Origin of the sequence: Pseudomonas sp. Root401 (assembly GCF_001425105.1) — a bacterium.
Taxonomy (GTDB): Bacteria; Pseudomonadota; Gammaproteobacteria; order Pseudomonadales; family Pseudomonadaceae; genus Aquipseudomonas; species Aquipseudomonas brassicacearum.
The window spans coordinates 76746-100975 of the sequence record NZ_LMDO01000013.1; the positions used below are offsets into that span (position 1 = coordinate 76746).

The 24230-nt window shown below is 61.1% G+C and carries 20 protein-coding genes; 8 read left to right on the forward strand and 12 right to left on the reverse strand.

Features of this window, described 5'->3' with window-relative positions; translation table 11 throughout:
• Nucleotides 1-87: 87 nt before the first annotated feature.
• The 4 genes from pqqC to ASC85_RS13205 are packed head-to-tail and all read left to right on the forward strand — an operon-like array spanning nucleotide 88 to nucleotide 4054.
• Nucleotides 88-840 (forward strand): pyrroloquinoline-quinone synthase PqqC, encoded by a 753-nt coding sequence (pqqC, locus tag ASC85_RS13190; RefSeq protein WP_057449638.1) that lies wholly within the window; start codon nucleotides 88-90, stop codon nucleotides 838-840.
• Nucleotides 837-1112, forward strand: coding sequence for a pyrroloquinoline quinone biosynthesis peptide chaperone PqqD (pqqD, locus tag ASC85_RS13195; protein ID WP_057449639.1), 276 nt, complete (start codon nucleotides 837-839; stop codon nucleotides 1110-1112). The genes pqqC and pqqD overlap by 4 nt, the downstream gene beginning before the upstream one ends.
• On the forward strand, nucleotides 1084-2253 hold the full coding sequence (gene pqqE, locus ASC85_RS13200) for a pyrroloquinoline quinone biosynthesis protein PqqE (RefSeq protein WP_057449640.1): 1170 nt from the start codon (nucleotides 1084-1086) through the stop codon (nucleotides 2251-2253). Before pqqD ends, pqqE begins: the two co-directional genes overlap by 29 nt.
• A complete protein-coding gene (locus ASC85_RS13205; protein WP_057449641.1) occupies nucleotides 2219-4054 on the forward strand; it encodes a S9 family peptidase in 1836 nt (611 codons plus the stop codon). The genes pqqE and ASC85_RS13205 overlap by 35 nt, the downstream gene beginning before the upstream one ends.
• Before the next feature lie 142 nt (nucleotides 4055-4196).
• Here ASC85_RS13205 and ASC85_RS31155 read toward each other — a convergent pair whose 3' ends face one another.
• From ASC85_RS31155 to ASC85_RS13230, 6 genes are all read right to left on the reverse strand, one after another.
• A complete protein-coding gene (locus tag ASC85_RS31155; protein ID WP_003177654.1) occupies nucleotides 4197-4355 on the reverse strand; it encodes a YqaE/Pmp3 family membrane protein in 159 nt (52 codons plus the stop codon).
• Between the two features lie 218 nt (nucleotides 4356-4573).
• Nucleotides 4574-5941, reverse strand: a complete 1368-nt coding sequence (gene ltrA / locus ASC85_RS13210; RefSeq protein WP_082534372.1) for a group II intron reverse transcriptase/maturase — start codon at nucleotides 5939-5941, stop codon at nucleotides 4574-4576.
• Between the two features lie 589 nt (nucleotides 5942-6530).
• A complete protein-coding gene (locus tag ASC85_RS13215; protein WP_057449643.1) occupies nucleotides 6531-8309 on the reverse strand; it encodes an acyl-CoA dehydrogenase C-terminal domain-containing protein in 1779 nt (592 codons plus the stop codon).
• A gap of 220 nt (nucleotides 8310-8529) precedes the next feature.
• Nucleotides 8530-10326: an acyl-CoA dehydrogenase C-terminal domain-containing protein gene (locus ASC85_RS13220; RefSeq protein ID WP_057449644.1), complete on the reverse strand. Its 1797-nt coding sequence runs from the start codon at nucleotides 10324-10326 to the stop codon at nucleotides 8530-8532.
• A 91-nt stretch (nucleotides 10327-10417) separates the two neighbouring features.
• A complete protein-coding gene (locus ASC85_RS13225; protein WP_057449645.1) occupies nucleotides 10418-11707 on the reverse strand; it encodes a GGDEF domain-containing protein in 1290 nt (429 codons plus the stop codon).
• A gap of 347 nt (nucleotides 11708-12054) precedes the next feature.
• On the reverse strand, nucleotides 12055-13860 hold the full coding sequence (locus ASC85_RS13230; RefSeq protein ID WP_003206230.1) for a phenylacyl-CoA dehydrogenase: 1806 nt from the start codon (nucleotides 13858-13860) through the stop codon (nucleotides 12055-12057).
• 287 nt (nucleotides 13861-14147) lie between these two features.
• Here ASC85_RS13230 and ASC85_RS13235 point away from each other — a divergent pair, with 287 nt between their 5' ends.
• The gene (locus ASC85_RS13235; protein WP_057449646.1) at nucleotides 14148-15413 is read left to right on the forward strand and encodes a hypothetical protein; all 1266 of its coding nucleotides are present in this window, start codon (nucleotides 14148-14150) and stop codon (nucleotides 15411-15413) included.
• A gap of 82 nt (nucleotides 15414-15495) precedes the next feature.
• Here ASC85_RS13235 and ASC85_RS13240 read toward each other — a convergent pair whose 3' ends face one another.
• The 6 genes from ASC85_RS13240 to bioB all read right to left on the reverse strand — a co-directional run bounded on the left by ASC85_RS13240 (nucleotide 15496) and on the right by bioB (nucleotide 20474).
• On the reverse strand, nucleotides 15496-15792 hold the full coding sequence (locus tag ASC85_RS13240) for a hypothetical protein (protein ID WP_057449647.1): 297 nt from the start codon (nucleotides 15790-15792) through the stop codon (nucleotides 15496-15498).
• Between the two features lie 121 nt (nucleotides 15793-15913).
• Nucleotides 15914-16594, reverse strand: coding sequence for a dethiobiotin synthase (gene bioD / locus ASC85_RS13245; protein WP_057449648.1), 681 nt, complete (start codon nucleotides 16592-16594; stop codon nucleotides 15914-15916).
• A complete protein-coding gene (gene bioC, locus ASC85_RS13250; protein WP_057449649.1) occupies nucleotides 16591-17403 on the reverse strand; it encodes a malonyl-ACP O-methyltransferase BioC in 813 nt (270 codons plus the stop codon). The genes bioD and bioC overlap by 4 nt, the downstream gene beginning before the upstream one ends.
• Nucleotides 17396-18127, reverse strand: a complete 732-nt coding sequence (locus tag ASC85_RS13255) for an alpha/beta fold hydrolase (RefSeq protein ID WP_057449650.1) — start codon at nucleotides 18125-18127, stop codon at nucleotides 17396-17398. The genes bioC and ASC85_RS13255 overlap by 8 nt, the downstream gene beginning before the upstream one ends.
• Complete coding sequence (gene bioF, locus ASC85_RS13260) at nucleotides 18120-19298, reverse strand: 8-amino-7-oxononanoate synthase (RefSeq protein WP_057449651.1); 1179 nt, start codon at nucleotides 19296-19298, stop codon at nucleotides 18120-18122. The genes ASC85_RS13255 and bioF overlap by 8 nt, the downstream gene beginning before the upstream one ends.
• 120 nt (nucleotides 19299-19418) lie before the next feature.
• Nucleotides 19419-20474 (reverse strand): biotin synthase BioB, encoded by a 1056-nt coding sequence (gene bioB / locus ASC85_RS13265; RefSeq protein ID WP_057449652.1) that lies wholly within the window; start codon nucleotides 20472-20474, stop codon nucleotides 19419-19421.
• Between the two features lie 90 nt (nucleotides 20475-20564).
• Here bioB and ASC85_RS13270 point away from each other — a divergent pair, with 90 nt between their 5' ends.
• The 3 genes from ASC85_RS13270 to ASC85_RS13280 all read left to right on the forward strand — a co-directional run bounded on the left by ASC85_RS13270 (nucleotide 20565) and on the right by ASC85_RS13280 (nucleotide 24091).
• Nucleotides 20565-21305: a ComF family protein gene (locus tag ASC85_RS13270; protein WP_057449653.1), complete on the forward strand. Its 741-nt coding sequence runs from the start codon at nucleotides 20565-20567 to the stop codon at nucleotides 21303-21305.
• A gap of 58 nt (nucleotides 21306-21363) precedes the next feature.
• Complete coding sequence (locus ASC85_RS13275) at nucleotides 21364-22128, forward strand: TOBE domain-containing protein (protein ID WP_057449654.1); 765 nt, start codon at nucleotides 21364-21366, stop codon at nucleotides 22126-22128.
• A 67-nt stretch (nucleotides 22129-22195) separates the two neighbouring features.
• Nucleotides 22196-24091 (forward strand): PhoX family protein, encoded by a 1896-nt coding sequence (locus ASC85_RS13280; protein ID WP_046064526.1) that lies wholly within the window; start codon nucleotides 22196-22198, stop codon nucleotides 24089-24091.
• The last annotated feature ends 139 nt before the right edge of the window (nucleotides 24092-24230 follow it).

The window sequence follows — 24230 nt, forward strand, 5'->3', positions numbered from 1 at the left end:
TAGCAAAACCAGTGTGGGAGCGAGCCTGCTCGCGAAGAGGCCAAACCAGGCACCCCAACCCCAGCGGTTATTCCCCGGAGACCCCAAATGACTGACACCCCCCTGTCCCCCGCCGAGTTCGAAGCCGCGCTGCGTGCCAAGGGCGCGTATTACCACATTCATCACCCGTATCACGTGGCGATGTATGAAGGCCGCGCGACTCGTGAGCAGATCCAGGGCTGGGTCGCGAACCGTTTTTACTATCAGGTGAATATCCCGCTCAAGGATGCCGCGATCCTGGCCAACTGCCCGGACCGGGAAATTCGCCGCGAGTGGATCCAGCGCCTGCTCGACCACGACGGCGCTCCCGGCGAAGACGGCGGCATTGAAGCCTGGCTGCGGCTGGGCCAGGCGGTGGGCCTGGACCCCGATCAACTGCGCTCCCAGGAGCTGGTGCTGCCCGGGGTGCGTTTTGCGGTGGATGCCTACGTCAACTTCGCCCGCCGGGCCTGCTGGCAAGAAGCCGCCAGCAGCTCGTTGACCGAACTGTTCGCCCCGCAGATCCATCAATCGCGCCTGGACAGTTGGCCCCAGCATTACCCTTGGATCGACCCGACCGGCTATGAATACTTCCGCACCCGCCTGGGCCAGGCCCGGCGTGACGTGGAACATGGCCTGGCGATCACCTTGCAGCACTACACCACTCGCGCAGGGCAGGAACGCATGTTGGAGATTCTCCAGTTCAAACTGGACATCCTCTGGAGCATGCTCGACGCCATGAGCATGGCCTATGAATTGAACCGCCCGCCCTACCACAGCGTGACCGAGCAACGGGTTTGGCACAAAGGAATTACCTTATGAGTTTCGACCGCAGCCAAACCCCGCGCTGGCGCACCGGCTATCGTTTCCAGTACGAACCGGCCCAGAAAGGCCACGTGCTGCTCTATCCTGAAGGCATGATCAAGCTGAATGACAGCGCTTCGCTGATCGGTGGCTTGATCGATGGTGAACGGGATGTCGCAGCCATCATCGGCGAGTTGGCGAAGCAGTTTCCCGCCGTGCCGGAACTCGGTGACGACATCGAGCAATTCATGGAGGTCGCCCGTGCACAGCACTGGATCGAACTTGCCTGAGAACACGGGCCTGCCGCCCAAGCCTGAAGTCGGCTTGCCGCTGTGGTTGCTGGCGGAGCTGACCTATCGTTGCCCGCTGCAATGTCCGTACTGCTCCAACCCGCTGGACTTCGCCGAGCAGGGCCAGGAGCTGAGCACTGAGCAGTGGTTCAAGGTCTTTCGCGAAGCCCGCGATATGGGCGCCGCGCAGCTGGGCTTTTCCGGCGGCGAGCCGTTGGTGCGCCAGGACCTGGCCGAGTTGATCGGCGAGGCACGCCGGCTGGGTTTTTATACCAACCTGATCACCTCCGGCATCGGCTTGACCGAGCAGAAAATCAGCGACTTCAAGAAGGCCGGCCTGGACCATATCCAGATCAGTTTCCAGGCCAGCGACGAGCAGGTGAACAACCTCCTGGCCGGTTCGAAGAAAGCCTTCGCGCAAAAACTGGAAATGGCCCGGGCGGTAAAGGCCCACGGTTATCCGATGGTGCTGAACTTCGTGACCCATCGGCACAACATCGACAAGATCGATCGCATCATCGAGCTGTGCATCGCCCTGGAAGCCGACTTCGTCGAGCTCGCCACATGCCAGTTCTATGGCTGGGCGCAGCTCAACCGCGTCGGCCTGCTGCCCACCCGGGAGCAACTGGTACGCGCCGAGCGTGTCACCAACGAATATCGCGCCAAGCTGGAAGCGCAAGGCAACCCGTGCAAGCTGATCTTCGTCACGCCGGACTACTACGAAGAACGCCCCAAGGGCTGCATGAATGGCTGGGGCAGCATTTTCCTCACCGTCACACCGGACGGCACGGCATTGCCCTGTCACGGTGCCCGCCAGCTACCGGTGCAATTTCCCAATGTGCGCGACCACAGCATGCAGCACATCTGGTACGACTCGTTCGGCTTCAACCGCTTCCGCGGTTATGACTGGATGCGCGAACCGTGCCGCTCCTGCGATGAAAAAGAAAAAGACTTCGGCGGCTGCCGCTGCCAGGCATTCATGCTCACGGGCGACGCCAGCAACGCCGACCCGGTGTGCAGCAAGTCTGAACATCACGGTGTGATTCTCAAGGCGCGGGAAGACGCCGAGCACGCCACGCAAACCATCGAACAATTGGCCTTTCGCAATGAACGAAACTCGCGCCTCATCGCCAAAGGCTGAGCCTTTCAGCGCCGCCCAGGCCGTCGCCGCCGGCACCGACTTCGCCGAACTGCAGCTCGGACCTTTGGGCCTGTTCTGGAATGAATACCGCCCCGCAGACGGCGCCTGCCGGATCTGGCATTGGCAAGACGCCATGCCCCGCTGCCTGACACCGGACGGGTTCAGCGCGCGCAGCCGGGTCTATGAATACGGCGGCGGATCATTCTGCCTGAGCCATGACGGCGTGCTGTTCGTCAATGAGGCCGACCAGCAGCTGTACCACCAATCGCTGAACGACGAACGCCCCGTAGCCCTGACCTCGGGTGACAGCCGTTATGGGGATCTGAGCTTTGCCGACGGCCAGGTATTGGCGGTGGAAGAACAGGCCAACCAGCATCGCCTGGTGTCGATCGGCTTGGCGGATCAACAGCGGCATCTGCTGGCCGAAGGTGCAGATTTCTATGCTTCGCCGACCGTGAGCCCGGACGGCCAGCGGCTCGCCTGGATTGAGTGGAGCGGCCCACATCAACCCTGGACCGCAACGCGCTTGATGCTGGCCGAGCGCAACGCTTCGGGTTGGGGTGCGCCGCGCTGTGTCGCGGGCAACGGTGAAGAAGAGTCCATCCAGCAACCGCGCTTCGATGCGACCAGTCGTCTTTATTGCCTGACTGATCGCGGTGGTTATTGGCAGCCTTGGGTGGAGTCGGCCCAGGGCCTGGAGCCGCTGCCTGCCGCCCAAGCCGATCACGCCCCAGCGCCGTGGCAACTGGCTGGCTGCACCTGGCTGCCGCTGGGCGAACACACGTACCTGGCCAGTTGGACCGAAGCGGGTTTCGGGCGCCTGGGCCTGTGCCACGGTGACGATGCCGATGCCGATGAGGACTTCACCGACACCTACACCCGCTTTCGCAGCCTGGCGCTGGATGAACGGTTCATCTACGCCGTTGCAGCCTCGCCGACCCGGCCATCGGCGATCATTGCCATTGAGCGGCATAGCCACGAAGTGGCCGTGCTGGCCGGCGGCGTCACACCATTGCCCGTCGAACAGATCAGCCGTCCTCGCACCCTGCGCTATCCGTCCGCCTCAGGGGAGGCCCACGGGTTCTTCTACCCGGCCATGAACGCACCCGAAAAGCCGCCATTGGTGGTGTTCATTCACGGCGGCCCCACCTCGGCCTGTTATCCCCTGTTCGACCCGCGTATCCAGTATTGGACCCAACGTGGCTTTGCCGTCGCCGATCTCAACTACCGCGGCAGCAGCGGCTATGGCCGGGCCTATCGGCAGGCGTTGCATTTGAATTGGGGCGTGGTGGATGTCGAGGACGCCTGCGCGGTGATCACGTATCTGGACGAACAAGGCCTGGTCGATGGCCGACGTGCGTTCATTCGCGGTGGCAGTGCCGGTGGCTACACGACGCTCTGTGCCCTGGCGTTCCATGATGTATTCCGGGCCGGCGCCAGCCTCTATGGCGTGAGCGATCCTGTCGCCCTCAGCCGTGCCACGCACAAGTTCGAAGGTGATTATCTGGACTGGCTGATCGGCGATCCGCAACAGGACGTCGAACGCTATCACGCCCGCACCCCGCTGTTGCACGCCGGGAACATCCGCGTGCCGGTGATCTTTTTCCAGGGTGAATTGGACGCCGTGGTGGTACCGCAGCAAACCCGCGACATGGTCAGTGCTTTACAGGCCAACCGCGTGGCGGTCGAGGCGCACTACTATCCCGATGAGCGCCATGGTTTTCGCAAGGCCGCGAACCAGGCCCATGCGCTGGAGCATGAGTGGTTGTTCTATCGCAAGGTGATGGATGGCCCCACATAGGGAGATGCCAAACCAATGTGGGAGCGAGCCTGCTCGTGATAGCAGTGGTCCAGTCAACATCCCTATCGACTGATACACCGCTATCGCGAGCAGGCTCGCTCCCACAGGGCTCCCAACAAATTTTTAAACTCGCGCCAGGTTCTCAGCGCTTGGCGATGATGTACACCGCATGGACGATGCCAGGGATATAACCCAACAACGTCAGCAGGATATTCAGCCAGAAAGCCCCGCCGAAGCCGACCTGCAGGAACACCCCCAGTGGTGGCAGCAGGATGGCGATAATGATGCGAATGAAATCCATGGATGACTCCCTGATCGACGATGGCCAAATTGCCACATAGCTCATTGACCCCAGACCGCTTGCCAGGGTTCAGTGAAACGCAACCAGAAGCAGCCCCGGTGGGGCGCCTGCCAGGAACAAAAAACGCAGGATCGGCATAGGGGACGGCCTTCACAGGCCGTTCCCCTGCCACACCACCCGGCATGCGGGTCCGCACCGGGCGGTTCGAGGGATTGAGGTCAGGAGAGACGCGGTAATCCCAAGCTGTCGAACCAAGCGATACTCAGCACACGATTCAGCTCATACCGGCTGTTGTTCCACCAACGGCGAGCATTCCCCGCGATCTTCTTCGCGACTTCCACACTCGCCCCCAGTGCCCGCAACGCCCGGTAGGTCGTCGTGCCACGCTTCCATTGCTTGAGCTGGATCGCTCGTAGTCGGTGTCGTATCCACTCGTCCAGCTCGCGCCAGACGGCTGGGGTTTGCGACAGTCCGAAATAAGCTTTCCAACCCAAAATGTAAAGGCGCAGATCATCGACGATCTGTTGCAAACTGCGACCACATGAGCGTCGGGTGTACCAGCGTATCCGCTGCTTGAACTGCTTTTGCGCTTTAAATGAGGCGGCTCGCTTGGCTTTGCCTTGAGAGGCCCAGAAGGCATATCCCAGAAACTTGCGACCAAACGCACTCGCCACCGCACTCTTGCTCTCGTTGACGCTCAAGTGCAGCTTTTCATACAGACGCTTCAGCAGAACCATCACTCGCTGCCCAGCCTTCTGGCTGCGAACATACACATTCGCATCGTCGGCATAGCGCACAAAGCAATGGCCTCGACGTTCAAGCTCTCGATCCACTTCGTCCAGCAGCACATTCGCCAGTAACGGCGACAGCGGGCCGCCTTGCGGCGCCCCCGTGCGGCTTTTCTCAACCGCACTGTTGATCAGCTCTCCCGCATCCAGATACGCTCGAACCAGTCGGATAACCGCCTGATCCGCAATCCGTTTGCGCAAACGGTCAATCAAGATGTCGTGGTCGACTCGGTCGAAGAACTTCTCCAGATCAACATCCACCATCACTCTGCGCCCTGAAGACACATGCCGCTGAGCCGCCAAAACGGCGTCCTGCGCACTGCGCCCCGGACGAAAGCCGTAGCTGTGTTCACTGAAGGTCGGATCGAGCTGTGGCTGCAAGACTTGCAGCAATGCTTGTTGAATCAACCGGTCGGTAACCGTTGGAATGCCCAACTTGCGTTCGCCGCCGTCAGGCTTGGGAATGACCACGCGCCGTACCGGGCTGGGCCGGTAGACGCCTGAAAGAAGCTGTTCGCAAATCGCAGGCCATCGGCTCTGCAAGTGTTCGGCAGTCTGCTCAATGTTCAGACCGTCGACTCCAGCAGCCCCTTTGTTGGCCCTGACTCGTTTCCAGGCCCGTTTCAGGTTCGCTCTCGCAAAGGCCCGTTCCAGCAGCCCTTGCCCTGCGTTGTAGGATTCATCTTGCGGGCAATTGACCTCGTCGCTGATGGAGGCACTCACGGCTTCACCGCTCGCGTCCCTCACATCCGCCCCGCGTTTGGCAGGCATCTGACTTCCGGTCTTTCGCATCAACATGGCCTATGACGCTTTCTCTCGTTCGGCCCTTCGTCAAAAAAAAAACTACTACGACCTCTGCTGACTTCTCGCTCCGGTTTGCACCGTCGCCCTTTCAGGCATAAGGCGAGATCTCCCCAGGTAAGAACGCAATCCTTCACCGCACAGCCGCCGGATCTACGCTGCCGCCCTTTGACCACAAGAGTTTCGCGGTTTTTGGCCCGCTTACCCTGGTCGGCTTCGCCTTATATCCGGTTCTTGTTCATCGGCTCACGGCTTCGCTCCACGCTTCCTCCCCACACTCGGTCACCCTCATGCAGTTGCGCTTCACTTCATTCGCTGTGGTCAGCTTACGGCGGGACTTTCACCCACAAGATTGCGCCCATGCTGGGCGCACCAAAAGAAAACCCCGCCGAAGCGGGGCTTTGCAGACTGTTTCCCTGACATCCATTTCACTCCGCCGTCCTGGCAGAATCCTACGTGTCCGTGTTGTTACTTTGCGCGTCCTGCGCTACATCCATGGAAGCTAGATTAGCCCTGGATCCAATCCGCCGATAGAGGGAAAACGCCAGCACGATGTGTAAGAGAATGCTTACACATCGTCATGATTTCAGAACTGGCCGGCTTCCAGCAGGAACAGCGACTCGCTGCCCGCCTTGACCGAAGCGCTCAAGGAATGAATACGCGGCAGCAGGCGGGCGAAATAGAATCGCGCCGTGCCCAGTTTGCTCGCGTAGAAATCATCCTGGCTTTCTTTGCCCAAGGCCGCCCTGGCCATCAGCGCCCACATGTAGGCATACGCGGTGTAGCCAAACGCCTGGAGGTACTCCACCGACGCCGCGCCGATTTCGTTCGGGTTGCTTTTCGCCCGGTCCAGCAGCCAGTCGGTCAACTCGTCCAGCGTGTCGACAGCGCTGTTCAACGGTTTGATGAACTCCGCCAGATCGCTGTTCGCGGTGGCCGTGAAGTGCCGGATTTCATCGGCAAACAACTTGTAGAACGCACCGCCGCTGCCGACGATCTTGCGCCCCACCAGGTCCAGCGCCTGGATACCGTTGGTGCCTTCGTAGATCTGGGTGATACGCACATCGCGCACCAGTTGCTCCTGGCCCCATTCACGAATGTAACCGTGGCCGCCGAACACCTGTTGACCATGGACGGTGGTTTCCAGGCCCAGGTCGGTCAGGAAGGCCTTCGCCACCGGTGTCAGCAACGCCACCAGGTCTTCGGCGCGCTTGCGCGTGACTGAGTCTTCGCTGAACTTGGCGGTATCGAGTTGCATCGCCACGTAGGTGGAAAATGCTCGACCGCCTTCGTTCGAGGCCTTCATCGTCAACAGCATCCGGCGCACGTCGGGGTGGACGATGATCGGGTCAGCGACCTTGTCCTTGTTCTGCGCACCGGTTGGTGAACGACTTTGCAGGCGGTCACGGGCATATTCGATGGCGTTCTGGTAGGAACGCTCACCGGAGGCCAGGCCCTGGATACCAACCCCCAGGCGCTCGTAGTTCATCATGGTGAACATCGCCGCCAGGCCTTTGTTAGGCTCGCCCACCAGATAACCCACGGCTTCGTCGAAGTTCATCACGCAGGTCGCGGACGCCTGGATGCCCATCTTGTGTTCGATCGACCCGCAGTTGGCCGCGTTGCGCGCGCCCAGGCTGCCGTCGGCATTGACCATGAACTTGGGCACCAGGAACAGCGAAATGCCCTTGGGGCCTGCCGGCGCGTCCAGCAGTTTCGCCAGCACCAGGTGAATGATGTTCTCGGTGAGGTCGTGTTCGCCGCCAGTGATGAAAATCTTCGTGCCACTGACCTTGTAGGAACCGTCGGCCTGGGGTTCGGCCTTGGTGCGGATGATCCCCAGGTCCGTACCGGCATGAGGCTCGGTCAGGCACATGGAACCGGCCCAGACGCCGGCGTACATGTTCGGCAAGTACGCCGCTTTCAGTTCTTCGCTGGCGTGGGCATTGATCGACAGGCAGGCGCCGGCGGTCAGCATCGGGTACAAGCCGAAAGACAGGCTGGCGGAGTTGACCATTTCCTCGACCTGGGCCGAAACGGCCTTGGGCATGCCCATGCCGCCGTACACCGGGTCACCGCCGACACCGACCCAACCGCCTTCAGCGTAAGTCTTGTAGGCCTGTGGGAAACCTGCCGGCGTAGTGACGGCGCCGTCGGCCCAGTGGCAACCTTCTTCGTCAGCGGCGCGGCTGAGGGGCGCGATGCTTTTGCTGGTGACTTTGCCGGCTTCTTCAAGGATCGCTTCGACCGTTTCAGCATCCACGGTGTCGGCCAACGCCGGCAATTGGGCCCAGAGTTTCGCGACCTCGAACACTTCATTGAGGACGAAGCGCATATCGCGCAGGGGCGCTTTGTAGTCAGCCATGGCAAACCTCGCAGGATCTAAACAGTTGGTTCGTAAAAGACGGTTTTCGCAATGACCTGAGTGTACCTCAACAACTTTTGCGACACATAGGGTCAACCCATGACCGTTTTGTTATTTTTAGTCATAAAGCAAGATCGCAGGCTTCGCCAGCTCCTACAGGGAATACACATTTCCATGTAAGAACTGGCGAAGCCTGCGATCTGTTGGCATTTTCTCTAAATCAAAGCGCAAACAACTCCGCCGGCAGCTTCATCAGGCAATCACTCCCGGCCTCGACGGCAGCCCGATGGGCGGTCGTGCGCGGCAGCAGGCGCTTGAAGTAAAACTCACACGTCGCCAATTTGGCCCGGCAAAAATCGTCGTCTCCAGTGCCACTGTCGAGTTGCGCCTGGGCCACCAAGGCCATGCGCAACCACAGGTAGGCCAGGATGATGTAGCCGCTGTACATCAGGTAATCCACCGAAGCGGCGCCCACTTCGTCCGGGTTTTTCATGGCAGCCATGCCGACCCGGGTGGTCAGTTCGCCCCATTGCTGGTTGAGCCCATCGAGTTGCTCGACGTAATCCTTGAGCTGCGGATGCCTGGCATTCGCGACGCAGAATTTGTGGACGATCCGGGTAAAACCACGCAACAGCTTGCCCTGGCTACCCAGCACCTTGCGCCCCAGCAGATCCAGGGCCTGGATGCCATTGGTGCCCTCGTAGATCGGCGCGATGCGGCAATCTCGCACCAACTGCTCCATGCCCCACTCACGAATGAAGCCGTGACCGCCAAACACTTGCATGCCGTGGTTGGTCACCTCCAGCCCGGTGTCGGTCATGAAGGCCTTGCAGATCGGGGTGAGGAACGCCAGCAGGTCCTCGGCCTCCTGGCGGGCGGTTTCGTCCGCGCCCAGGTGCGCGGTATCGAGCAATTGCGCGGTGAAATACGTCAGCGCCCGGTTGCCTTCGTTGAAGGCTTTCATGGTCAGCAACATCCTGCGCACATCGGGATGGACGATGATCGGGTCGGCGACCTTTTCCGGCGCCTTGGGGCCGGTCAGCGCGCGCATCTGCAAACGGTCGTTGGCGTATTTGATCGCGCCCTGGAAGCTCGCCTCGCCCAGGCACAGGCCCTGCATGCCGGTGCCGAGCCGGGCGTGGTTCATCATGGTGAACATGCAATTGAGGCCCTTGTTCGGCTCTCCGATCAGGAACCCCTTAGCCCCATCGAAATTCAGAACGCAGGTGGCCGATGCCTTGATGCCCATCTTGTGTTCGATCGAACCACAGGACACGCCATTGCGCGCCCCGGCCTCACCCGTGGTGTCGGGCAGGAACTTGGGCACGATGAACAACGAGATGCCTTTGGTCCCGGCGGGGGCGTCCGGCAACTTGGCCAGCACCAGGTGGATGATGTTATCGCTCATGTCGTGTTCGCCGGCGGAAATGAAGATCTTGCTGCCGGAGATCGCGTAGCTGCCGTCGGCCTGGGGCACGGCGCGGGTCTTGATGATACCCAGGTCGGTGCCGCAGTGGGCTTCGGTCAGGCACATGGTGCCGGTCCACTGGCCGGCGGTGAGTTTGCTCAGGTAGGTCTGTTTCTGTTCTGCCGTGCCGTGGGCGTGAATCGCCGACATGGCGCCGTGAGTCAGGCCCGGGTACATGCCCCAGGAGGTGTTGCTGGAGCCGATCATCTCGCTGATGACCAGGCCCAGGGAGCTGGGCAATCCTTGGCCACCATACGCCGGATCTGCCGCCAAGCCGTGCCAGCCGCCTTCCACGTACTGTGCGAAAGCCTGCTTGAAGCCTGTCGGCGTGGTGACTACGCCGTTGTCGAAATGGCAACCTTCTTCGTCACCGGAGCGATTGAGCGGCGCCAGCACGTTTTCGCAGAACCTGGCGCCTTCCTCGAGGATCGCGCTGACCATGTCCGGGCTGGCATCGCTGGCACCCAGCTCGGCATAACGGTCATGGAAATCGAAGACGTGATCGATCAGAAAGCGCATGTCGCGCAGCGGGGCTTTGTACTCGGGCATGGTGGTTTTCTCCGGTAGCAGATCGTTGCAACCTACTGCCGGCCACCGAGGCCCACAATCACAGTCCAGACGCTGAATGCGCCGTCATCACTCAACCCGCGGCAGTCTCCATGCGCACCGCACCGCGGCGGTTCTGCCCGAAGGCAACCACACAGTTACGCCCCGCGCCCTTGGCGTTATACAGCGCCTGGTCGGCGGACTTGAGCACTTCTTCAGGCGTGCGTTGCTCGAGGCGTTCCGCGACGCCGATGCTGACCGTCACCGAGACGCTGGATGCACCGGCGCCAGAACGGCGCTGACGGCCTTGTTGATCATCCTGGGGGCGACTGTCGGGGTTGCGCAGCTGGATGGCGTACGTCTCGATAGACTGGCGGATGACTTCCAGGTGGGGCATGCACTCGTCGATGGTCTTGCCGGCGAACACCAGGGCAAATTCCTCACCGCCGTAGCGATACGCCCTACCGCCACCGCCGATTTTCGACAATTTGCTGGCCACCAGGCGCAGGACCTGGTCACCCACATCGTGGCCGTGGGTGTCGTTGAATTTCTTGAAGTGGTCCACATCACTCATCGCCAGCACGTAATTGCGCCCCAGACGCTGCATGCGTTCGTTCAGCGCCCGACGGCCCGGCAGGCCGGTGAGTTCGTCACGGAAGGCCATTTGATAAGCCTCATGGGCGACCGCCGCGGCGATCATCAACATCACCTGGCTGCACATGATGTTCAGGGTGAAAGGCAGGATGAAGGTTTTCGGCAACATCCAGAACAACCCCAGCACCCCCACCAATTGCGCAGCATGCAATGGCCGGGGGTTGCGCCAGTATTGCCAGGCCAGCAGCAGGAACGCGGCGGCGAACATCGGGTAAGACAATTGGATCAAGCTCATCCAGGCGCCGTGCAACGCCGGCCAGCGGATTTCCGAAAGCCACAACAGCAAGGCTTGGGGGAAACTCTGCTCCAGGGCCAGTGCCACGCTGCCAAAGATCAGCAACACCGCGAACCGCGCCACCATGTCCTGGAACAGATGGGTGCGCTCCTGCCACGCCGCAAACAACCCGAACAACAGTGGCAGCAACAGGCAGACGAGATGGAACACCACCGCCGCGTCTTCGCGCACCTTGCCGTTATCGCGATAGAAGTCAGTCTGGGTGTCCAGCAGGAAATAGGCGATGTACACCGTGACCATCAGAAACAGTTCACGTTGACGTCGGTAGACCGCGCAATACGCCCCGCCCAACAACAACACCAGCGTCGGGAGCACGTTGAACAGCGAGGTGAAGAAAACGTTGAGATCCTTGACGTAGGCAGCCGCAAGCCCCGCCAGCAACAGCAGCAATGACGGTAGGAAATGGCTTAGACGTACAGCGGAAGAACGCGGCAAGGGTAAAGCTCCAACCCGGCTGATCAAAGATGGCATTGTGCCTTCAACTGGAGCAGTAAGGCACGCGAGATGTGACAGATGTCACACTGCCATCGCTGTAACGGCAGAGGGGACGGTTTTCTTAGGGTCGAGTTGGATGAATATTGTTTCAGGATCCTAGTTGATCCCTGTGGGAGCGAGCTTGCTCGCGATAGCGGTGTGTCAGCCATGAAGCTACTGACTGAACAAACGCCATCGCGAGCAAGCTCGCTCCAACAAGGGCCTGCGGTGGATACAGATTTTGCGACAGACATGAAAAAGCCGCTGCTCCCGAAGAAGCAGCGGCTTTTGGAAGCACCGCGTGAGGCTTAGTAGCCCAGCGCGAAGTCCTCTTCCTTCATGTCCATCAGGTTGTTGGCGCCCGACAGCATGGTTGCCACGTGGGTACGGGTACGCGGCAGGATGCGCTGGAAGTAGAAGCGCGCGGTCTGCAGCTTGGCGGTGTAGAAGGCTTCTTCAGTGGTGCCGGCTGCGAGTTTTTCCGCCGCCAGGCGTGCCATGTCGGCCCAGAAGTAGGCCAGGCAGGCGTAACCGGAGTACATCAGGTAGTCCACCGACGCCGCGCCGACTTCTTCGCGATCCTTCATGGCCGCCATACCGACCTTCATGGTCAGCTCGCCCCATTCCTTGTTCAGCGCAGCCAGGGGTTCTACGAACTCCTTGACCGCTTCGTTGCCTTCGTTGCCCTGGCAGAACTTGTGGACGATCTTGGTGAAGCCCTTGAGTGCCTCGCCCTGGGTCATCAGCACTTTACGGCCCAGCAGGTCGAGGGCCTGGATGCCAGTGGTGCCTTCGTACAACATCGAGATACGGCTGTCGCGAACGTTCTGCTCCATGCCCCACTCGGCGATGAAACCGTGGCCGCCATAGATCTGCACGCCGTGGTTGGCCGATTCGAAGCCAACTTCAGTCATGAACGCCTTGGCGATCGGCGTCATGAACGCCAGCAGCGCATCGGCCTTTTTCTTCTCTTCTTCATCCACGCCGTACTTGACGATGTCGACCTGCTTGGCGGTGAAGTAGACCATCGCCCGGTTACCTTCGGCGAAGGCCTTCATGGTCAGCAGCATGCGACGCACGTCAGGGTGGACGATGATCGGGTCGGCGGCTTTGTCTGGCGCTTTCGGGCCAGTCAGGGAACGCATTTGCAGGCGATCGCGGGCATATTTCAGGCCGCCCTGGAAGCCGATCTCGGCGTGGGCCAGGCCTTGCAGTGCGGTGCCCAGGCGTGCGGTGTTCATGAAGGTGAACATGCAGTTCAGGCCTTTGTTCGCCGGGCCGATCAGGTATCCGGTGGCCGCGTCGAAGTTCATCACGCAGGTGGCGTTACCGTGGATGCCCATCTTGTGTTCCAGGGAACCGCAGCTCACCGCGTTGCGCTGGCCGATGGAGCCGTCGGCGTTAGGCAGGAACTTGGGAACGATGAACAGCGAAATGCCCTTGGTACCCGCCGGTGCGTCCGGCAGGCGTGCCAGCACGATGTGGACGATGTTGTCGGCCATGTCGTGCTCACCGGCCGAAATGAAGATCTTCGTCCCGGAAACCTTGTAGGAACCGTCGGCCTGAGGCTCAGCCTTGGTGCGCAGCATGCCCAGGTCGGTGCCGCAGTGCGGTTCGGTCAGGCACATGGTGCCGGTCCATTCGCCGGAAACCAGCTTGGTCAGGTAAGCCTCTTGCTGTTCGGGCGTACCGTGTTCGGAAATCGTGTTCATCGCGCCATGGGACAGGCCCGGGTACATGCCCCACGACCAGTTGGCTTCACCGACCATCTCGCTGACCGCCAGGCCCAGGGATTCCGGCAAGCCTTGACCACCGTGCTCGACGTCGTGGGCCAGGCTTGGCCAGCCGCCTTCGACGAATTGCTTGTAGGCTTCCTTGAAGCCAGTCGGGGTCTTCACGCCGGACTCGCTCCAGGTGCAACCTTCGATGTCGCCCACGCGGTTCAGCGGAGCCAGCACCTGCTCACAAAACTTGGCGCCTTCTTCGAGAATGGCGTCAACCATGTCCGGAGTTGCGTCCTGGCAAGCCGGAAGGCTCTGATAATGCGCTTCGTAACCGAGCAGTTCGTCACGAACGAAGCGAATATCACGCAAGGGGGCCTTGTAGTCAGGCATAGCGATAAACCTCTGCTGATGTAACCGGGAATGAACGACCGCGTGGATTTGTTGTAGCGGTCAAACAGTTGTTTGAAACATACGTTTACGCCCAAATCTTGTCAAGCGCCGATCCGTTACCGCTCGTCCCATGCGTGGAATTCAAGAATGGACGAACCGCCTTCGCACCCACGCCATGACTGTCGACCCTGACAGGTTCGGCGTTGGGAAAAAACTGATGTACTGCTCCTGAGGCAGCAGAGCCGGGCCGTTCCGGTTCAGATTAGTTCCGATTGGAGGAAAGCGACATGGACACTCAATCCACAGGTAGCGACCCGACGCATGCGCCAGGCGAAATAGATCCGTCTTTCGGTAAAGAAGGTTCCATCCAATTCGATGTACGAGGCATTGCCACTGCCATTGTTTCCGACGAGGACGGCAAACTGGTCTTTGCCTTGGGGCTCTATAATCGTTTTGCGCTGATGCGCTACCTCCCTGACGGAACCAAGGACGAGACGTTCAACGAGATCGTTTGGAATTTCCGAGATGGCGACGGGAGCTTGCCAACGCGCGTACTGCTGCAAGAGGACCGAAAAATCCTCCTGATCGGAGGGTCACCCAGGGGGGCTGAGTGGAGCCCGGCGGCCGTGCGTTTTTTTAGTAATGGCGGCCATGACCTTGTATTTGGCCGCAAAGTCCTCGCTGGTCCGGTCAATGCCAATAGTGGCGCAGCCTGGATTCAAAAGTATGTGGATGGCTGCCTGCAAAAAGATCAACGAATACTGATTTGTGCCACTTACCATCTTCTCCGTAATGAGGAAAAACCGGAAGCAACGCTTAGCCGCCTGTTTTGCCTGGAACCCAATGGGGATCCCGACACTGGCTTCGGTGAAGGCCGTGGCTTCATCGATATTCGATTCCATGACTACGCAAGTTTCGCCTGCGATGTGCAGATCCAAAGTGATAGCAAGATCATCGTGGCTGGCAGTTGGCGACGTCTGGACGAACAGCGAAGGACACGAACCGTCGCTCGCTACATGCCAACAGGCGAACTGGACGCTAGCTTCGGTAATGGCGGTTTCGCCGATATACCGGTTGAAGACCAGATCGGGCAGTCAATCTCTGAACGAGGTTTTAGACCAGATATCGTCAGCCGTGTACGGGTCCTGGATGACGACAAGATTCTCATCACAGGTTACGCAAAAGGTCTTGACGCAATGGACAATGGTTTACTCGTCAGGATGGAGGCGAACGGAGGGCTCGATGGAAGCTTCAACAATGGCGCACCTTTGTTGATTGCCCGCGAGCTAAATGACTTGCACCTCAACTCCCTTGCCGTACAACCCGACGGCAAAATTGTCGTTGTGGGTAGGGGCATGATGGCAGGTAAAGCCATGCAACAGTACGAACGCGTGAGTCCAAGTGGGGAAATAGAAGGCTTCTGGAGAGGCCATAGCCTTGGAGACCTTGTCGACGTGACCATTCAACCCAGCGGACGCGTAGTTGCTTCAGGCAGTATCGAAACCTCGAACATGAATCCGTCTCCAGCCGTGTGGGGTTACCTGGGAAGCTGAAGACTTGGCAGGCAAAAACACCCAATGGCCCTGAAGCCATTGGGTGTCATTTATTCAGCACTGAAGGACTGGTACGAAAAGTTCAGGCAAAGGTATCGATCAACGTACCGAGCATTTCGTCGGATGCCTTGGCGACGTTCACGCCCAGTTGCACCTGGAACTTGCCTTGGGACAGTTCGACCATGTTGCTGGCCAGGTCCGACTGCTGGCTACGATCCACAGAACGCAGGCGATCGACCTGGACGTCGGACGACTGGCTGGTGACCGAACGCTCGATCGTATTGTTGGCGATCTGGCTGGAGGCCTGATCGACGCGGTTCTGCCCTGTCTGAATCGTGCTCAGACCGGCATAGAACGCGGTACTTCCTGAAATTTCCATGGAAGAGCTCGTCTTCTTGAAGGGTCGACAATGGTCATTGAAGCAGAACCCCCAGGAAAAGACCCGACAAAAACACTAATAGCACAGTGCCTTGTCATAGTGAAAACCTTCCCTTGGATGATTAATCCAGCAGATCCAGGTGCAGGTGCGCAGCCACGATATCGGCAGTGATGCCTTTGACCCTCGGTACTCGCCCCAGGCAAGGCGCCGGGAGGCGTTCGGCCAGGGTGGCGAGGTTTTCTTCCAGGCGCGAGGTCTTGGGATCGATGATGTTCGCCACCCAACCGGCCAGCTGCAGGCCGTCCCGGGCGATGGCCTCAGCGGTCAGCAACGCATGGCTGATGCACCCCAGGCGCACGCCCACCACCAGGATCACCGGCAGGCCCAGGGCCATTGCCAGGTCCGATAGATTATCCTGATCGGCCAACGGCACACGCCAGCCCCCCGCGCCCTCTATCAAGGTGAAATCGGCCTCCAGGGCCAGCACCTCACGCATGGGCCCCAGCAAGGATTGCACCGTCAGCGCCACGCCGGCTTCCCGGGCAGCCAGGTGTGGCGCAATGGCCGGCTCGAATGCCAGCGGATTGACCTGGGCATACTCAAGCGGCACCGAACACTCGGCCAGCAGCGCCAGGGCATCGGCATTGCGCAGGCCCTTGGGCGTGACTTCGCAACCGGAGGCCACGGGCTTGCCGGCGGCGGTGCTCATACCGGCCTGTCGCGCGGCGTGCAGCAGGCCTGCCGCGACGGTGGTCTTGCCCACGTCGGTGTCAGTGCCGGTAATGAAATAGGCCTGGCTCATAGCGGTTTCTCCAAAACGGCGTAGACCACCTGGTAAGTCGCCGGCAGTCCCTGCGCCTGACGAAACTGCTCATAGGCTTCAACCAGTGCCAGGATCCGCGCCCGGCCGGTCAAGCCGCCGGGGCGACCGGGGTTCAGATTGTGGGCGCCCAAGGCTTTCAATTCGTGAGTCAGACTGCGCACGTCGGGGTAATGCAACACATGGGGACGGTTTTCAAGACTGACGACATTCAGCCCGCTGGCCGTGCAAAGGTGCTGATACGTCTCGAACCCACGGAAACGGTTGACGTGCACCAAGCCATCCACCTGACGCCAACTGTCGCGCAATTCGTACAAAGTGCCTACGCAGAGGCTGGTGAAGGCAAACACCCCACCCGGTTTCAACACACGATGGGCCTCGCTCAGCACCGCGGCAAAATCCGCACACCACTGCACCGCCAGGCTGGAGAACACCAGGTCGCAGCTCGCCGCTTGCAAAGGCAACCGCTCAGCATCACCGGCGACAAAATGCGCGGCGCCGCCTTGGGGACGAGCATGGTTGAGCATGCCTTCGGCGATGTCCAACGCCAGGCCGGTCGCCTCACCGAAGCGCGCGCCCAGGGCCCGGGTGAAATAACCAGTGCCGCAGCCTAGGTCCAACCAACGTTGCGGCACGAAAGAGGGCGGCAAACGGCCGAGCAATTGCTGGCCGACGTCGCGCTGCAGTTCGGCCACGCTGTCATAGCTGGTCGCCGCCCGGGAAAACGAGGCTGCCACCTGACGCTTGTCGGGCAAGGCACCGGGCAATTTGGGAAGAGACAAATCAGTCATCGCCGGACTCATGCAAAAAAGCCTGGATCGCCCCCGCGACACCGTGCGGGTCCTCCAGAAGGAATCCGTGGCCGGCCTGTTCGATCAGGCCGATTTCAACATCCGGCAGCAAGACCAGCAACTCAGTCGCAGCTTCGGCCGGCACCAGCGCATCGAGTCCGGCGAACAGATGCAGTTGCGGACCGCGAAAGCTCTGCAGCGCGGCGCGTGTGTCCAGTTGCGCCAGTACTTCAAGCCCAGCCATCAAGACCTCCGGCGATGTACTCGGCGCCCCGGCCAATAACAACCGCGACAACCCGCGTGGATCGCTGCAGCCTTGGGCGCACAACAAACTGAAGCGCTTGAGGGTCTGGCGTGGATCGGCCGCACAGCCGGCAAGAAAGCCATCGAAGGTTTCGCCGTCCATCGCGCTCGGCCATTGCTCATGGGCGACAAAAGACAGATTGCTCGCCAGGGTCAGCAGGCCGCAACAGCGCTCACCCCGACGCGCCGCCAGCGCCGAGGCCAGCATGCCGCCCAGGGACCAACCGCCCAGCCAGGCGTCCTGGGGCACGGTGGCGTCCAGTTCTTCGAGCCATTCATCGGGGTCGTTCGATAGCAGCGCCGGCAACGGTTCGATTTCCACGCGCAGGTGTTCGTCGAGCCCTTGCAACGCCGCCGCCAGCGGTTCCAGCGGTGAAACGCCCAAGCCCCAGCCTGGCAGCAATATCAGTCGATCACGCATCGCTTGGCTCCGGTCCCAACAGGGCAAAACACTCGGCCAGTGCATTCAACAATAGCTGCACCTGGGCCTCGCTGTGGGCGGCGGTCAGCGTCACGCGCAAACGGGCGCTGCCAGCCGGTACGGTGGGTGGACGGATAGCCGTGACCATCAGCCCGCGTTCACGCAGCATTTGCGACAAACGCATGGCCCGTCCCGCATCGCCGATCAGGATCGGCTGAATCGGCGTGAAGCTGTCCATCAATTGCAGGCCGATCTGCTCCGCGCCCTGACGGAACTGACGAATCAGCACCTGCAAGTGCTCGCGCCGCCAATGCTCGCTGCGCAGCAGCTCAAGACTCTTGAGCGTGGCGCAGGCCAGGGCCGGCGGTTGGCTGGTGGTGTAGATATAGGGGCGAGCGAACTGGATCAGGCTTTCAATCAGTTCTTCACTGCCGGCGACAAACGCCCCGGCGGTACCAAAGGCCTTGCCCAGGGTGCCCACCAGCACCGGCACGTCATCCTGGCTCAAGCCAAAATGCTCGACGATACCGCCGCCATGGGCCCCGAGCGGGCCAAAGCCGTGGGCATCGTCGACCATCAGCCAGGCGCCCTTGGCCTTGGCTTCACGGGCCAGGGCCGGCAGGTCGGCAATATCGCCGTCCATGCTGAATACGCCGTCGGTGACCACCAGGGTATTGCCGGTGGCTTTCTCCAGGCGGCTGGCCAAACTTTGGGCATCGTTGTGCAGGTAACGGTTGAAACGCGCACCGGACAACAGCCCGGCGTCGAGCAGCGAGGCATGATTGAGGCGGTCTTCCAGTACCGTATCGCCCTGCCCCACCAGCGCCGTGACGGCGCCGAGGTTGGCCATGTAGCCGGTGGTGAACAACAACGCACGCGGGCGGCCGGTCAGGTCGGCCAAGGCTTCTTCCAAGGCGTGATGAGGGCTGCTGTGGCCGATCACCAAATGGGAGGCGCCTCCCCCGACACCCCAACGGAGCGCCCCGGCGCGCCAGGCTTCGATCACTTGCGGGTGATTGGCCAGGCCCAGGTAATCGTTGTTGCAGAACGCCAGCAACGGCTGGCCGTCCACCACCACTTCCGGGCCCTGCGGGCTTTCGAGCAGCGGGCGCTGGCGATAGAGGTTGTCGGCACGACGGGCAGCCAGGCGTGCGGCGAGATCGAAGGGCATGCAGGCCTCGGGGTGAACTACTTATTTGAGACGGGATGAAATCCCCTGTGGGAGCGGGCTTTTGTGGGAGCAAAGCTTGCTCCCACAAAAGCCCGCTCCCACACTTGGTTTTGCGTCAACTCAAACAGCGGCGTTATAGAACTGCTCGCTGCTCTTCTGCTCCACCAGCGCCTGTTCAATCGCCGCCTGGTGCACTTCGTCGGCATGTTCTTCGCGGGCTTCGGGCTGGATGCCCAGGCGTGCGAACAACTGCATGTCCTTGTCGGCTTGCGGGTTGGCGGTGGTCAACAGCTTGTCGCCGTAGAAAATCGAGTTGGCACCGGCAAAAAATGCCAGGGCCTGCATCTGCTCGTTCATCGCTTCACGGCCGGCGGACAGGCGCACATGGGACTGGGGCATCATGATCCGCGCCACGGCGAGCATGCGGATGAAATCGAATGGGTCGACGTCCTCGGCATTCTCCAGCGGCGTGCCAGCGACTTTGACCAGCATGTTGATCGGCACCGATTCCGGGTGCTCTGGCAGGTTCGCCAGTTGGATCAGCAGATTGGCGCGGTCGTCCAGGGATTCGCCCATGCCGAGGATGCCGCCGGAGCAGATCTTCATCCCCGAATCACGCACATAGGCCAGGGTTTGCAGGCGCTCGCTGTAGGTGCGGGTGGTGATGATGCTGCCGTAGAACTCCGGCGAGGTATCGAGGTTGTGGTTGTAGTAGTCCAGCCCGGCCTGGGCCAGCGCTTCGGTCTGTTCCTGGTCGAGGCGGCCCAGGGTCATGCAGGTTTCCAGACCCATGGCCTTCACGCCTTTGACCATTTCCAGCACGTACGGCATGTCTTTGGCCGACGGGTGCTTCCAGGCCGCGCCCATGCAGAAACGGGTCGAACCGATGGCCTTGGCCCGTGCAGCCTCTTCGAGGACCTTCTGCACTTCGAGCAATTTCTCTTTATCCAGGCCGGTGTTGTAGTGACCGGACTGCGGACAATATTTGCAATCTTCCGGGCACGCGCCGGTCTTGATCGACAGCAGCGTGGAAACCTGGACGCGATTGGCGTCGAAGTGCGCGCGGTGCACGGTCTGCGCCTGGAACAACAGGTCATTGAATGGCTGGACGAAGAGTGCTTTGACTTCGGCCAAAGACCAGTCATGACGCAGGTTGGCAGTGGTGCTGGCGCTCATGGGCATTTCCTTGATTATGCTTGGCTGGCGCCTGGGGCATGGAATACCCACAGGCGCGACACGGATGTTCGGCATATTTAAGGAAGAGTCATGCGCTGTCAACCACGACACAAAGGACCGGTTTACATCTGGTTAAAAAACAAACAATTCTGTCTACTGTGTGGCGAAAGCACCGATACGCCACAACCTATCTGCACGCCCTGTGAAAGCGAGCTGCCCTGGCTCGGCGATCAATGCAGCGTCTGCGCCTTGCCGCTGCCCATGGCTGGACTGCGTTGCGGACAATGCGCCTCGCAACCGCCGGCCTTCGAACGGGTCCTGGCGCCCTGGGCCTACGACTTTCCGGTGGACAGCCTGATCACCCGCTTCAAGCACCAGGCGAAATGGCCCCTGGGCCGGCTGATGGGCGAACTGCTGGCGCAGTCGCTGCAGCATCATTTCGACGAAGGGCTGGAACGGCCCGACGCACTGGTACCAGTGCCACTGGCGACCCGTCGTTTGCGCCAGCGCGGTTTCAACCAGGCAGCGCTGCTGGCCCGCTGGCTCAGCGGGCCGTTGGCGATCCCTTGCGAAGAACACTTGCTGCGACGCACCCAGGACACCCCCGCCCAACAGGCACTCGATGCCAGGGCCAGGCGGCGAAACCTGTGTCAGGCCTTTGCCCTGGCGCCCCAGGCTGCGTTGCGCAACCGTCACCTGGCGTTGGTCGACGACGTGCTCACCACGGGCGCCACCGCCCAGGCATTGGCCGCCCTGCTGCTCGATGCCGGCGCCGCACGGGTCGATGTGTATTGCCTGGCGCGCACGCCGAAACCCGGAGAGTCGGCTTGACGCGCCGCGTCCAAGGCGCCAACGTCCGTCCATCAGCCATTGCCCGCAGTTTTCCGTCATGTCATTGCCCACGCTTCTGACCCAGCACATCGTTCGGCGCCCGCAACGCATCGCCCTGTTGCAGCACATCGCCGAACAAGGCTCGATCACCCGCGCCGCCAAGAGCGCGGGCCTGAGCTACAAGGCGGCGTGGGATGCCATCGATGAGTTGAACAACCTGGCGGACCAACCGTTGGTGGAACGCAGCGTCGGCGGCAAGGGCGGCGGCGGCGCCAAGTTGTCGGAGGAAGGCCAACGCGTGCTGCGCCTGTATCAGCGCCTGCAAGCGCTGCAGGCGCAACTGCTGGAGGCGAGCGAGGATGCCGGCGACCTGGGCCTGCTCAGTCGCCTGATGCTGCGCACCAGCGCCCGTAATCAATTGCATGGCAAGGTCCTGGGCATCGAGGCCCAGGGGCACAACGACCGGATACGCCTGGAGCTGGCCCGGGGCCTGGTCATCGAAGCCCAGATTACCCACGACAGCACGCGGCGCCTGGAGCTGGATGTCGGCACCGACGTGGTGGCGCTGATCAAGGCTGGCTGGCTGGAGTTGCACCCTGTCGAGCAAGCGGAAAAACCGGGGATCAATACGCTGCGCGGCATGATCGAACAGGTCGACGCAGCCGAAGACGGCCCCAGCGAAGTGCGCATCGGCCTGCCCAATGGCCAGACGTTGTGTGCCCTGGCCGAGCCGCTCGAGCTACAAAAGCAGAATCTGGAAGGCGGCTCACCGGTGCAAGTGAGGTTTTCAGCGACAAATGTGCTGCTCGGCACACCGTTGTAGCGCGCTGCAACAATAGTTTCATCGACCCGCTTTAAGGTGACTGCCAAAACCAGCAGGGAGCCTGATGATGAGCCTATTAGAAGAAAACCAATCCACCGACCTGGAAAAGATCGTCGGCCTGAGCCGTCGCAGCTTCATCAGCGCCGGCGCCCTGTGCGGCGCGGCGATGTTCCTGGGCGGCAACCTGCTGAGCCGCAGCGTCCTGGCCGCCGCCGTGAGCGAAGGCAACAGCCGCCTGCTGGGCTTCAACAGCATCGCCGCCGCCACGGCCGACACCATCACGTTGCCGCCAGGCTACAAATCCTCGGTGCTGATCAGTTGGGGCCAGCCGCTGCAGAAAAATGCACCGGCCTTCGACCCCAGTGGCAACGGCACCGCCCGTGCACAGGAAGTGCAGTTCGGCGACAACAACGACGGCATGAGCCTGTTCCCGTTCCCCGGCGACAATAACCGGGCGCTGATGGCGATCAACAACGAGTACACCAACTACCAATACCTGTTCCCTCACGGCGGCCAGCCGCAGTCGGCCGAGGACGTGCGCAAGGCCCAGGCCAGCGAAGGGGTGTCGGTGATCGAGATCCAGCGTCGTCGCGGCCAGTGGCAGTTCGTCCAGGAGTCGCGCTACAACCGCAGAATCCACGGCAACACACCGATTCGCCTGCGTGGCCCGGCCGCCGGTCACGACCTGCTGAAAACCAGTGCCGACAAGAGTGGCAAGAAAGTCCTGGGGACTTTCCAGAACTGCGCCAACGGCATGACGCCATGGGGTACTTACCTGACCTGCGAAGAAAACTTCACTGACTGCTTCGGCAGCAGCAAGTCAGACCTGCAGTTCGACGCGGCACAGAAACGCTATGGCGCCACCGTCGCCAGCAGTGAAATCAACTGGCACTTGCACGACCCGCGCTTTGACCTGGCGAAAAACCCCAACGAACTCAATCGCCACGGCTGGGTAGTGGAAATAGACCCGTTCGATCCGCAATCCACTCCGGTAAAACGCACCGCCCTGGGCCGTTTCAAACACGAAAACGCCGCCCTGGCGCAGACCAATGACGGTCGCGCCGTGGTGTACATGGGCGATGATGAACGTGGCGAATTCATCTACAAGTTCGTCAGCCGCGAGCGCATCAATCACCGCAATGCCAAGGCCAATCGCAACCTGCTGGACCATGGCACCTTGTACGTGGCGCGCTTCGATGCCGGCGACGGCAACCCGGACCATCCGAAAGGCCAGGGCCAGTGGATCGAGCTGACCCATGGCAAAAACGGTCTCGACGCCAGCAGCGGGTTTGCCGACCAGGCCGAAGTACTCATCCATGCACGCCTGGCCGCCAGCGCCGTTGGCGCTACCCGCATGGACCGCCCGGAGTGGATCGTGGTCAGCCCCAAGGATGGCCAGGTCTATTGCACCCTGACCAACAACTCCAAGCGCGGCGACGCCGGCCAACCGGTGGAGGGACCTAACCCTCGGGCCAAGAACGTCTATGGGCAGATCCTGCGCTGGAAAACCGACCGCGACGATCACGCCTCCAAGACCTTCGCCTGGGACCTGTTCGTGGTCGCCGGCAACCCGACGGTACACGCCGGCACGCCGAAAGCCGGATCGTCCAACATCAACCCGCAGAACATGTTCAACAGTCCCGATGGCCTGGGCTTCGACAAAGGCGGGCGGCTGTGGATACAGACCGACGGCGACTCGAGCAACGCCGGTGACTTTGCCGGCATGGGTAACAACCAGATGCTTTGCGCCGACCCCAACAGCGGTGAAATCCGCCGTTTCATGGTCGGGCCGGTGGGCTGCGAAGTGACCGGAATCAGCTTCTCGCCGGACTACAAGGCTATGTTCGTCGGGATCCAGCATCCCAGCGGTGGCTCAACCTTCCCCGAGCACCTGCCCAACGGCAAGCCACGGTCTTCGGTGATGGTGATTACCCGTGAGGATGGCGGGGTCATCGGCGCCTGACACTGATCGTTCCCACGCTCTGCGTGGGAATGCAGCCAGGGACGCTCCGCGTCCCCAAAGCGTAACGCGGAGCGTCACATGAGGCGTTCCCACGCAGAGCGTGGGAACGATCACCGACAGCCACCACCTATCTGCCTCT